We start from the raw sequence: 12,379 nt of genomic DNA, 5'->3' as shown, positions 1-12,379 counted from the left end.
ATGCTTATCTACTACAGCCCCCTCAATAATTATACCTTTGTCACTGAGGCCAATTTTGGTGATGCAAAGGTTGCCCATGATACTGCACAGTTCTTTTTGAACCAATTACTTGCCAACGGTACGACGAGTGCATTGGTGTTTTCGACCAGTCATCCGCAATCGGTAGAATCTTTCTTTACGGAAAGTGCCCGGCTGAATACGCGTATGATTACGGGCAATGTACTGATGGATCAAAACGCACCTGAGAATCTTTGTGTGTCTACTGAACAAGGTATACGAGATACGCAGAATATCATTGATCAATGGCATGAGCATGGGCGTCAGCATGTGGCCATTACGCCAAGGTTCGCAATTACCTCAACACCAAAACAATTGCAAATGACAGGTGAGCTATACCGCAGTTACGATAGTGTTTATCTGCAAACACATTTGGCAGAAAACCTTGAGGAAATCGCTTTTGTCCGTGCGCTGTATCCCAATCACAAAGGTTATCTGGACGTTTACCACGACATGGGCTTACTCGGTAGACGAACCACATTGGCACATGGTATCTACCTTGAGACTTCAGAATATGAGGTGTTACGCGATACAGGCACTCAAATAGCGCATTGTCCAACTTCCAATTTATTTTTGGGCAGTGGTCTGTTCGATTTGTCCAAAACCTTGAGTTATACGGGCGTGAGTATCGCCACTGATGTAGGGGCAGGGACCAGTTTATCGATGCTGGCGACTTTATCAGAAGCTTATAAAGTTCAGCAACTACAGAAAAACCCATTATCAGCCCATCAAGGGTTGTACCAGATTACATTAGGCAATGCTCAGTCATTATTACTAGATGATAAAATCGGTAATTTTATGCCGAACAAAGAAGCTGATTTTGTTGTGATAAATATGGGTGGTACGGAGTTGCTTGAGCGGCGCATGACGCATACCAAGTCACTTGAAGAGCAATTGTTTGTATTGATGATGATGGGAGATGACAGGGTAATTGAGCAGACCGTTATCGCCGGCGTGAATCGTTATAAAAAATCGATAACTGTATAGATCGTTTAAATGCGACTCAAAGTCTATTTATAGCTTTAATAAACAGACTTTGAGCGTGTTTTGTGATGGTTTTTTAACGATACTTCATTTGTTAGGGTTGTATCGTTATTCAGGATAATCGATCCAAACCCAGCCGTTTTCTAGCCATTCGCTTAAATCATCTATGTCAACACCCGCGACATCTTGACTGGTTAAATGCTCGCCACTGGCCAAGCGTATCAATACCGCCGTTGCGGTATCATCTAGGCCATCAATACGTTGACCGTTTGCATATAGTAGGATGCCATCATCAGTTTGGCTGTAGATTAAGCGATTATTATAGTCGGCTTGCAGTGTGGCGCCTTCAGCCAAGGCTTGCATCAATTCGTCCGTATTCAACGTTTCTTCTGGTATGAGCACATCATATTGACGCTTGCTCACCACTTCAGACACTGCTTGACGAATGATGTTGTCACCACGTTCAGATTGTAGCATTTGCAATAATTGGTTTTTAATGGCTTCGATACTGTCAGCTTGTAGCTCACCTGATGCTTGTAGCGCTTGTGGCAATAACATTGGTATGAATAAATCGCTGTCGTTGGTTGCGATATCAGCCATGCTATCGATGACTTGCATCAAATTGGGACGACGGCAACCAAACGAAAAGGTCAGACAATCATCTTGTGCCATGCCAAAATGTGATAATTTAGGTGGTACATAAAGCACATCACCTGCTTCTAAGACTTCATCAAATATAATGTCACCCATATCATCAAAGAGTCTGATGGGCTCATCAACGACAAACTCAGTGTCTTTATCACAAAATTTCCCCAACTGCCAACGACGATGACCATAACCTTGCGCCAAAAACACATCATAATCGTCATAATGTTTGCCTACTGATCCGCCTTCGGGCGCGTATGAGACCATGATATCGTCGCGTTGCCATTGCGGAACAAACTCAAAAGCTTGCCACAATTGACCCAGCTCAGGCGACCATTGTTCCAAATTCTGTACTAAAACTGTCCATTGTTCAGGTAAATTATCAAAATCTGTTTCAGTCAATGGGCTTTTTTTTAGCTGCCACTGTGGTTGACCAGCAGTCTTGGTTGCAGACTGGGTCAGTAGGCGTGCTGAAGCATCTTCTTCTAGCGCTAAGCCTAGCATATCATCAGGATCAAACATGCCGACCAGCTGTGGCAAGCCTTGCTTGATCAGCAGTGGTTTTTTTTGCCAATATTCTGCTAGGAATTGTTCAGCAGTGATAGAGGCTGGCAAGCATAGAGGTATAGAATTCATGAGTAAATCCGTGTCTTTATATAGATATAAGATTAATGGTGATGATTGCTTTATAGGAATGTTTTAATAGTTTATGATTATCACCTATCTGATGGCTAATAATAATTACTATCAGAGCATACAATCAATGGTAGGAAATTTATGAAAAAATTACATTTTATCGTCATTATTGCCAGTGTGTTCTTAATACAAGGCTGTGTACATAAGCTTGTGACTGTACCTGCTAAAATCGCTTACAAAACCACGAAAGGTGTGGTGAAAGGTACGGTTGCAGTGGGTAAAGCCATCATACCGGGTGATAGCGATGATGAAGATAAAGATGACTAATTCGTTGTTCGTTTATGGTTTGTATTAACGATTTGCTTGTGATTCTAATTCTATTGTCTCGTTACGAGTTTGGTATAAAAGAGTACTTGCAGCAATAAGTCCACCGAGTAATGCTAATGCCATGTCTTTGTGGGCATCCCAAACATCACCTTGCTGACCATTATAAGCTTCTGCTGCTTCTGGCGATAAGGTGGTGGCGATTCCCCATTCTAATAGCTCATAGAGCAAACTGGATGACATGTTAACCATGAGCGCAATGGCTATCAAAAGTTTGATGGATGATATCTTAAAGATAAATTTTGAGCTCTCAACCATCGCACTGAACAGCAAAAGCCCATAGCTAAAATGTACTAGCCTGTCATACATATTCCGCTGCCAACCAAATAAATCGTTTAAGCTGACGCCAAATATGAGCTGTGTCCAATCATCATAGGGCACATATGAGTATAGATAACGCGCACCGATAATATGAATGAATAGAAATATCGAAGCGAGGGTATAGGCGCGCGAGCTAATATGCCAATAGCGATAGGCTAGCAGCATCAACCCTAAAAAAATCAAGGTACCCAACTGATGTAGTAGGTAGCTTGACCATTCTAGAGGCTCAATACTTGCCAGCACCATTACGATGAATACCGCAACAGTACTGACAACCACAGATTTAAAATTTCGCTGCATTTTGCTCACTTACTTTTTGCTTGCTATTAGGGCGTGTTCTCATTTTAAAAATAGTGATAAAAATGAGAACACGCCCTAGTAATTAGTCGAATGGCTAATGGTGGTTAAAGCTTGGCAATCCAATCTTTAATGGTAAGGGCTTGCTCAGTGGCATTACCAATATAAGTCGCTGGTGTCATGTCACGTAGGCGTGCTTTGTCAGCGTCGCTCACGGTAGACAGTTCATCACTTTCAACAAACGTTAGCATCGCTTCACGAGTCATGGCGTTACCACGGGTCAATGCTTTAAGCTTCTCATATGGGTTTTCCACACGGTAGCGACGCATCACGGTTTGAATCGGCTCAGCCAATACTTCTTGTGCATTGTTCAAGTCGTCATTCAAACGCTGTGCATTTAGTTCAAGTTTACCAACGCCTTTCAAGCAAGCATCAAAAGCGATCATGCTTTGTGCCAGACCAACACCGATATTACGCAGTACGGTTGAGTCTGATAAATCACGCTGCATACGTGAAATTGGTAGCTTTTCACCCAGATGTGCCAACATGGCATTGGCAACGCCCAAGTTACCTTCAGAGTTTTCAAAATCAATCGGGTTGACTTTATGCGGCATGGTAGAAGAACCCACTTCGCCATCTTTTAGACGCTGTTTGAAATAGCCTAAGCTGATATATTGCCAAATATCACGGTTAAAATCGATCAAGATAGTATTAAAGCGTTTGACCGCATCAAATAGCTCAGCGATATAATCGTGTGGCTCAATCTGAGTGGTGTAAGGATTAAAGGTTAGCTCCAAACGCTGATTGATAAATGCTTCAGCATGTGATTGCCAATCTACATCAGGATAGGCTGAAAAATGAGCGTTATAGTTACCAACCGCACCATTGATTTTACCCAATAGCTCAACTTGACCAATTTGTTTGATTTGGCGGGCTAGGCGATAGGCCACGTTTGCCATTTCTTTGCCAAGGGTCGTTGGGCTGGCTGTCTGACCATGTGTGCGCGACAACATAGGCTGCTCGGCATGATTGATGGCCAAATCAACGATGCTATCGGTCACTTGCTGCATTTTAGCAACCACAATCTCGCGGCTGTCTTTTAGCATCAACGCATATGATAAGTTGTTTATGTCTTCACTGGTACAAGCAAAGTGGATGAATTCTAGTGAATCAATGAGTGCGTCCTGACCACGAAATTTGTTTTTGATAAAGTATTCAACTGCTTTTACATCGTGATTGGTGGTTGCTTCGATATCTTTGATGGCTTGCGCATCGTCTTCACTAAAATTATCAACGATAGCATTTAAAAAAGAATTCGTTGCTTCATCAAATGCTGCCAATTCGCCGATAGCGCTATTATCAGCCAATGACTGCAACCAGCGAATCTCAACGGTGACGCGAGCTTTGATCAGACCGAATTCAGATAAATAAGGACGTAAACTGTCGGCTTTAGACGCGTAACGACCGTCGATTGGAGAAAGGGCTGTCAAGGCAGAAAAAGAGGTGGTCATAATGATCCTTTAAATGGTTGTTGAGAATTAAAAATGAAAGAAAAAAGATAATAAATTAAACGATGTGGCCCATTTAGATGACTATCGAGTGAGTTAAAACCCACATGGCGCATCGATAGATTCAATCACACCGCCACCCAAACAGACATCATCGATATAAAAAACGGCTGACTGACCGGGAGTGACGGCACGTTGTGGTTTATCAAATATAACGCGGACGTCGCTTCCGTCATCACTTGTCGCAAAAACGCGACACGCTTGGTCTGGCTGGCGATAGCGTGCTTTAGCCATACAGCGTAAACCTTTTAGGCTAAAAATATCGCTAGGTGGCAAACCATCTACCCAATCCATTTTATAAGCCGTCAGCTCATTACTGAGCATCATTGGATGTTCGTGTCCTTGACCGACGATCAATTGGTTTTTGTCCAAGTTCTTTGCCAGTACAAACCAAGGCTCCTCAGGACGATCTTTGACACCGCCGATACCGATACCGCCACGCTGACCTAAGGTGTAATACATCAGACCATCATGAGTACCGATAGTATGCCCATCGTCGGTCACAATATCGCCTTTTTGGGCAGGCAAGTACTGTTGTAAAAAGTCCTTGAAACGGCGTTCACCGATAAAGCAAATACCTGTAGAGTCTTTTTTATTGGCAGTAATTAGGCCATGTTCTTCAGCGATTTGACGAACAACAGGCTTTTCAATTTCACCCACTGGAAATAGCGTCTTGGCAAGCTTATCACCACCTACCGCATGTAAGAAGTAACTCTGATCTTTATTATTATCCAAACCGCGTAATAACTGCGCAACCTCAGTGCCGTTGTCATTTTCATAATTTACACTGCGGCGGGTATAGTGACCAGTGGCGATATAATCAGCACCAAGGGTCAAGGCATAGTCTAAAAACGCTTTGAACTTGATTTCTTTGTTGCACAAGATATCAGGGTTTGGCGTACGACCTGCTTTGTATTCCGCTAAAAAGTGTTCAAAAACGCGATCCCAATACTCCATCGCAAAGTTGGCAGTATGTAGTTTGATGCCAATTTTATCGCACACTGATTGTGCGTCCGCTAAGTCATCCATCGCTGTACAGTATTCTGTACCATCATCTTCTTCCCAGTTCTTCATAAACAGGCCTTCTACCTTAAACCCTGCTTGCTGAAGTAGGACGGCAGACACAGAAGAATCGACACCACCTGACATACCAACAATCACATGCTTGCTGCTAGGATTATCGATATCGGCAAGCGTCAAAGTACGCTGGGCGCTGAAAGAATCAGAAACGGGTATGCTTGATGTATTTTGGGTGGCTGACATAAGACGGCTCAACTATTTATACCTTAATGTAAAATTTGATATGACCCTACAAACTGATACTGCTTACTAAAACTAATAGATTTAGTAAGTTGACCAAATTGACACTGTCACCTCATCTTTTGGATTCGGTATTATGATAAAATAAGCGTCATATTATACCAGTTAATTGAAACTGGTGGCGACCTATGGCGGCTTACTGCCTTCAAAAAACCTTTAAAAATTCAGATATAGCTCATCCTCTATAAACTGGATACTGTGTCAGCCTCACTCAGCCTACTATTTGTAGTGCTTTGACTTGGCTTCCCTGTATCCGGATTATATCGAGCTAACCATAGTAGTTTTGAAGTATTTTAATCATGCTCAATTAATTTGGAATAATAATGATAAAAATTGGTCAAGGTATCGATGTCCATGCTTTCCATAATAATGGTCAGCAGCAGCAATATGTCATATTAGCAGGTGTGCCTATTGCGCATAGTCATAGTCTGTTGGCACATTCTGATGGCGATGTGGTGTTGCATGCGCTCGCTGATGCATTGCTTGGTGCACTTGCGCTGGGTGATATCGGTCAGCACTTCCCTGATACCGATGCAGAACATGCTGGCTTGGACTCACGAGTATTATTACGTTATGTCTATGGTAAGGTACAAGAAGCTGGTTATACGCTAGGTAATGCTGATATTACGGTGATGTGCGAACGTCCAAAACTTGCGCCACACAGTCAAGACATGCGTGAAAATATCGCCAGCGATTTACAAACAGCGGTGAATAATATCAGTGTTAAAGCGACGACCACTGAAAAATTGGGCTTTACAGGTCGTCAAGAGGGCATCATGGCGAGTGCCGTGGTATTATTAGTTCCTCATATAGCTGAGGTTTAACCATTATTGGTTTAACCAATATATAATCATACTTGTAATATGGTGACGACTACCCCATGTATCAGCCATCTCTTTACTCAATTATATTTTTAATATAAATAACTGTTTTCAATGAACCGCTTTATCAATAGGAGCTTTTATGACTGAGCAAACCCCAAATACTGCTGCAAACGATGTTGAACAGCTGATCCGTGATCAAATTAAAGACAATAAAGTTATTATTTACATGAAAGGCACGCCACAATTTCCACAGTGTGGTTTTTCAGCACGTTCTATTGAAGTATTGACTCAAATTGGTCGCCCGTTTGCGTTTGTTAATATTTTAGAGAACCCAGAAATCCGTGCGACTTTGCCTAAAGTTGCCAATTGGCCAACCTTTCCACAGCTGTGGATTGATGGTGAGCTAATGGGTGGTTCTGATATTATTTTACAAATGTATCAATCAGGTGAGCTAAAGCCGTTGATTGAAGCAAACAGTCCTGCTGCTTAGTTGCTATATAGCTTATTTAAGATTTTTTGTTAAGCTTATAAGTGTTATGTATAAAAGCCCGAGCCAGTCCTTCAGTGGTCGCTCGGGCTTTTATTGTTTTTGTCTATTTCGACCCCATATATGACTTAAGAACAAGGTGTGTTGAACATCATAAAAATACGAATAATAAGAGAGTGTTATGAGTAATCAATCAATAGAGCAACAAGCCATTGAGGCAGAAGCTGCCGAGCAAGCAGAAATTGAAAAACGTCGCGAACGCTTAACCAACGAATCCACACGCATTATTGAGATAGCGGCTAATGAGCCATATTCAGCGTTGAAATGCATTCATCAGCTTAGTGTGGCGGGTGGTGCGACAGAAGCAACTTATATTGCTATTGAGCAACGTATTGTCGCAGATCAAGATGCTGCAGGTGCTTATCATTTGGCCTTGTTGGCTCAGAACACGCCTGACTTACCGATTGACGCCCGTCAGCTTATAGAGCTGGTGGTGAGCAAGGGCGACAACCAGCAGCGTCTGGCATTACTAAAAAACTTGCCATTGCCGCCAGTTGAGTTGATTAAAGCGCAAATTTTAGCCAGTGATGATGGTGATGCGATTGGTCAAATGAATGCGTACCTGCAAATCAATCCAGAAGGCTATGGCAGTCAGCATATGCTTGCTAGTGGTCAGTCAGATCAAGTCGTACCACTTAGCCCTGGTAAGTAAGACCCATGTTGATAGCCAGGCTTTATGGATAGATAGGCTTTGCAACTGAGCATTATTTTATAACTGAATTTTAATAGTTTTTGCTGTGACGTTTTTTAAGTTGAAAAAAATTGTTATAATGATGGGTTATCTAATCAATAATTAACGGCTTATTCAAGTCGTTAACTTTTCTAAACCCGACTGACGTTTATTTGCTGATTATCCTATTATTTAACCATGATTTTTTGGTGGTAATGGTTTTTGGCCAATAGTGACGTTATGAGTCAAGTGAGGCATATATGCAATACCCAAAACATTACGACGTGATAGTGATCGGTGGTGGTCATGCTGGCACAGAAGCTGCACTGGCAGCTGCGCGTATGGGTGCGCAGACCTTGTTATTGACCCATAATATCGAGACGCTTGGGCAGATGAGCTGTAATCCTGCGATTGGTGGTATTGGTAAGTCGCATTTGGTGCGTGAGATAGATGCGTTAGGTGGGCCGATGGCGCTGGCGACAGACAAAGCAGGTATCCAGTTTCGTGTATTGAATAGCCGTAAAGGCGCTGCTGTTCGTGCCACACGTGCGCAAGCAGATCGTATTTTATATAAAGCCGCTATTCGTCATACATTAGAGAACCAGCCAAACCTTGATTTGTTTCAGCAAGCGGCCGATGATATTTTGGTCGAAAATGGCCGTGCTACAGCGGTTGTCACTTCAACGGGTATCATTTTTAAAACGCAAACGGTGGTATTAACCTCGGGTACCTTCTTGGGCGGTGTTATACACATTGGCCTTGAAAACTCTAAAGGTGGGCGAGCAGGTGACCAACCTTCTATTAAGTTGGCCGATCGTTTGCGTGAGCTAAAACTACCAGTAGGGCGTCTAAAGACAGGTACGCCAGCTCGTATAGATGCACGTAGCGTTGACTTTAGTGTGATGACGGTTCAGCCAGGTGATACGCCACTACCAGTGATGAGCTATATGGGTGATGTGTCTATGCATCCAGAGCAGGTCAATTGCTATGTCACGCATACCAATGCGCGCACCCATGACATTATCCGTGAAAATTTAGATCGCTCACCGATGTTCTCTGGCAAAATCGAAGGCGTGGGTCCACGTTATTGTCCATCGATTGAAGACAAGATTCATCGTTTTGCAGACAAAGACAGCCATCAGATATTTATCGAGCCAGAAGGTCTGACCACGCATGAGCTATATCCAAATGGTATTTCGACCAGCTTACCATTTGATGTGCAATTAGAGTTTATTCATAGTATGAAAGGGTTAGAGAACGCGCACATTACTCGTCCGGGCTATGCGATTGAATATGATTATTTTGATCCACAAAACTTAAAACCAACGCTTGAAACCAAGTCTATCGATGGTTTGTATTTTGCTGGTCAAATCAACGGTACGACTGGCTATGAAGAAGCGGGCGTGCAAGGTTTGTTAGCAGGTACAAACGCCGCTCTAGAAACCCGAGATAACAGCGAGTTTGATGTGTGGACACCGCGCCGTGATGAAGCGTATCTAGGCGTATTGGTGGATGATTTGATTACTCATGGTACTACTGAGCCGTATCGTATGTTTACCAGCCGTGCCGAATATCGCCTATTGTTACGTGAAGACAATGCCGATCAACGCTTGACTGAGACTGGGCGTAAACTAGGCTTGGTAGATGATGTGCGCTGGCAGGCATATCAAGAAAAAATGGAAGCCATCGCTTCAGAAACGTCACGTCTAAAAGACATGTGGGCAACGCCTGGCAACGCGCTAGGCAAACAGGTGGCTGAGCAGACAGGAGAAGTGCTTAGCAAAGAAGCGACAGCTTTTGATTTGCTCAAGCGTCCACAAATTCATTTTGCTGATATCGCTGCCATCACTGATTCGCAGGTCGATACGCAAGTAGGCGAGCAGATTGAGATTTCTGTCAAATACGCAGGCTACATTGATCGTCAGCAAGAAGACATTGATCAGATGAAGCGCCTAGAAAACACCGCGCTACCGATGGACTTTGATTATAGTGTGGTATCTGGCTTATCAAATGAGATTGTGCAAAAGCTCACGCAAGTTCGTCCTTCGACTTTAGCCCAAGCCGGACGAGTGAGTGGTGTGACACCTGCCGCTATTCAGCTGCTAGCCATGACAGTCAAAAAACACAAAAAAGCGAAGGCAGCATTAGAGTCATAGCAGTTTCATGCTATATAAATAGTGTCTAAAAGCCCATAGCAATTTTTTGTTATGGGCTTTATTTATTCAAAATAGAATCTTCATTAAAAGAAAGCAGTCTGTAACCTTGTCTTACTTGCTGCATTCTCTCTATACTAAGTCAGAAAAACGTCTTACTATTTGCTAATTTATCTCGCTGATGTCCATATTATGATGGGCGTACCACTGAACTGAGCTTATTTATGCTTGATGCCATTGTATTTGCCATTACCATCGTTTTACCCAACCTTGCCTTAATGTGGTTGGGCTTTTTTATGCAGAGAAAAGGACAGGCAAGTAAGGTTTTTGTTGATCAGGCTTCAAGTTTTGTTTTTAATTACTGTTTGCCTTGTTTGCTGTTTTTTAGTCTGGTTGATAGTGATGTTGATTATGCCAAGCAAATCACCTTAATTATTGCAGGCATTTTAGTCACCTTTATTCTATTTATTGGTGCAGAGATTTACGCCAAGTGCTTTGTTAGCAAACCTGCTGACCAAGGTGTCTTTGTGCAAGGCGTATATCGTAGTAACATGGCCATTATAGGTCTAGCCACCGTGGCCAACGCTTATGGTGAGAGCGGCTTGAGTATCGGTGCGGTTTATATGGGTGTGGTGACAATCCTATTTAATATCTTAGCGGTGATTACACTGAGCCGTGTGTCTAAGAGTGTGAATGATACTTGGCACAGCCGCAGCGTCATGATAGGTAAAAAGCTACTGACCAATCCCCTTATTTTAGCGCTGGTCAGTGCCTTTATTTATAAAGCCCTGCCATTACCACCACTCACTGGTGTGATTCATACCACGGGTGATTTATTGGCCGCTGTTGCACTACCGCTTGCCCTTATTTGTGCAGGTGCCAGTATCGATATGAAGTCGATGCTGCATCCCTCAGGGCTCTCTATGCAAGCCAGTATTGGCCGAATTATCATTGCGCCATTGGTTGCCATTGGTGTGGGCTTGGCATTTGGTTTATCAGGCGTGCATATGGGTGTGCTGTTTTTGATGGTGGCGTCACCTGCTGCGGCTGCCAGTTATGTAATGGCCAAAGCCATGGGTGGTAATGCGATCTTAGCAGCCAATATTTTAGCATTTACCACCGTGGTTGGTATGTTTGGAATGGCCGTTGGTGCAGCCATATTACGTGGGCTAGGGTGGATGTAAAAGTTGATATCGACTTTTATACCAAGTACTAAAAGTAAGAGTGACCTTGTTATTCTAATTTTTCGAATGTTCAACACGTTCTGGTTTGATGATCAAGTATCATTAAAAACCCAGTATCGCAATCGTGATACTGGGTTTTTTCTTATATAAGAAGGCGCTGTCTGATGGTCAGGATAGTCGCTAATTTTTATTACCAATGATAGCTGGCACCCACTAGCCATTCACGGTTATCAAGAGGACTATAGTCGTTATCATCGAACGCATCGCGCTGAACATCGAAAATGTTATTAATGGCAGCATAAAGGCTTAAGTTTGCAGTGGCGTCATAATTAATCTTCGTATCAAATGTCCACCATGATGGTGAGTAAGATTGGTCACTGGTATCAATAAGCTGCTCTGATTCGTAATTGAGACGAGGAATGAGCTGTACCTGATCGTTAATCTGATAATCAAGTGCTAGCATGGCCTTATGATTTGGCTGATAGGTGAGCTCACTGTCAGTTGTATTGTTATGAGTGTGAATGTAAGCATAGTTTGCTTGGAGCTTAGCATTATCATCAATCCACCAGTTTAGTCCGATGTCACCGCCGTAAGTTTCTGCACTCTCAACATTCATGTATTTATAAACAGCAATACCGTTCACAATGACTGCGTCATCAACCTGAATCAAGTCTTTGATGTCGTTATAAAAACCATTAATACTGAACCCCAGTTCGGGATAAGGGCTCAAAAAAAGATAAAAAAAGAAGTCCAAAGTTGCTAAAGTAAGTTTACCAAGACCACTTAAGT

General features: G+C 42.7%; 12 protein-coding genes. 7 read left to right on the top strand and 5 right to left on the bottom strand.

The annotated features are described in order from the left end of the window. The coding region (gene guaD, locus ACT3QP_RS12775) for a guanine deaminase (protein WP_444525766.1) at positions 1–1,044 on the top strand (1,044 nt) is incomplete at its 5' end. A gap of 105 nt (positions 1,045–1,149) precedes the next feature. Here the strand turns inward: guaD and ACT3QP_RS12770 are convergent. Beyond that, complete coding sequence (locus ACT3QP_RS12770; protein WP_444525765.1) at positions 1,150–2,322, bottom strand: JmjC domain-containing protein; 1,173 nt, start codon at positions 2,320–2,322, stop codon at positions 1,150–1,152. Between the two features lie 141 nt (positions 2,323–2,463). On the opposite strand from ACT3QP_RS12770, the gene ACT3QP_RS12765 reads away from it, so the two are divergent. Then, on the top strand, positions 2,464–2,649 hold the full coding sequence (locus ACT3QP_RS12765) for an NF038104 family lipoprotein (protein ID WP_444525764.1): 186 nt from the start codon (positions 2,464–2,466) through the stop codon (positions 2,647–2,649). 24 nt (positions 2,650–2,673) lie between these two features. Here the strand turns inward: ACT3QP_RS12765 and ACT3QP_RS12760 are convergent, their stop codons facing one another. From ACT3QP_RS12760 to mnmA, 3 genes are all read right to left on the bottom strand, one after another. After that, entirely contained in the window at positions 2,674–3,327 is a 654-nt protein-coding gene (locus tag ACT3QP_RS12760) for a DUF2238 domain-containing protein (RefSeq protein WP_192518603.1), read from the bottom strand. Positions 3,328–3,431: 104 nt separating this feature from the next. Then, positions 3,432–4,835, bottom strand: a complete 1,404-nt coding sequence (gene purB, locus ACT3QP_RS12755; protein WP_444525763.1) for an adenylosuccinate lyase — start codon at positions 4,833–4,835, stop codon at positions 3,432–3,434. A gap of 93 nt (positions 4,836–4,928) precedes the next feature. Further along, entirely contained in the window at positions 4,929–6,155 is a 1,227-nt protein-coding gene (gene mnmA / locus ACT3QP_RS12750) for a tRNA 2-thiouridine(34) synthase MnmA (RefSeq protein ID WP_444525762.1), read from the bottom strand. A 380-nt stretch (positions 6,156–6,535) separates the two neighbouring features. Here mnmA and ispF point away from each other — a divergent pair, with 380 nt between their 5' ends. From ispF to ACT3QP_RS12725, 5 genes are all read left to right on the top strand, one after another. Next, a complete protein-coding gene (ispF, locus tag ACT3QP_RS12745) occupies positions 6,536–7,036 on the top strand; it encodes a 2-C-methyl-D-erythritol 2,4-cyclodiphosphate synthase (protein ID WP_444525761.1) in 501 nt (166 codons plus the stop codon). A gap of 139 nt (positions 7,037–7,175) precedes the next feature. Beyond that, positions 7,176–7,526 (top strand): Grx4 family monothiol glutaredoxin, encoded by a 351-nt coding sequence (gene grxD / locus ACT3QP_RS12740; protein ID WP_192518599.1) that lies wholly within the window; start codon positions 7,176–7,178, stop codon positions 7,524–7,526. Between the two features lie 178 nt (positions 7,527–7,704). Then, positions 7,705–8,235, top strand: a complete 531-nt coding sequence (locus ACT3QP_RS12735) for a hypothetical protein (protein WP_444525760.1) — start codon at positions 7,705–7,707, stop codon at positions 8,233–8,235. A gap of 278 nt (positions 8,236–8,513) precedes the next feature. Beyond that, positions 8,514–10,409: a tRNA uridine-5-carboxymethylaminomethyl(34) synthesis enzyme MnmG gene (gene mnmG, locus ACT3QP_RS12730; protein WP_444525759.1), complete on the top strand. Its 1,896-nt coding sequence runs from the start codon at positions 8,514–8,516 to the stop codon at positions 10,407–10,409. 221 nt (positions 10,410–10,630) lie between these two features. Continuing rightward, positions 10,631–11,590 carry an AEC family transporter gene (locus ACT3QP_RS12725; protein WP_192518596.1) on the top strand — a complete coding sequence of 320 codons (960 nt, stop codon included), beginning with the start codon at positions 10,631–10,633 and terminating at the stop codon, positions 11,588–11,590. A 190-nt stretch (positions 11,591–11,780) separates the two neighbouring features. Here the strand turns inward: ACT3QP_RS12725 and ACT3QP_RS12720 are convergent. Beyond that, a partial coding sequence (locus tag ACT3QP_RS12720) for a TonB-dependent receptor domain-containing protein (protein WP_444525758.1) occupies positions 11,781–12,379 on the bottom strand: 599 nt, incomplete at its 5' end.

The sequence above is a fragment of the Psychrobacter sp. AOP7-B1-24 genome, assembly GCF_052376215.1.
Taxonomy (GTDB): domain Bacteria; phylum Pseudomonadota; class Gammaproteobacteria; order Pseudomonadales; family Moraxellaceae; genus Psychrobacter.
The sequence above is the reverse complement of the archived record's forward strand: the minus strand, read 5'-3'. Positions and strand labels throughout refer to the sequence as shown.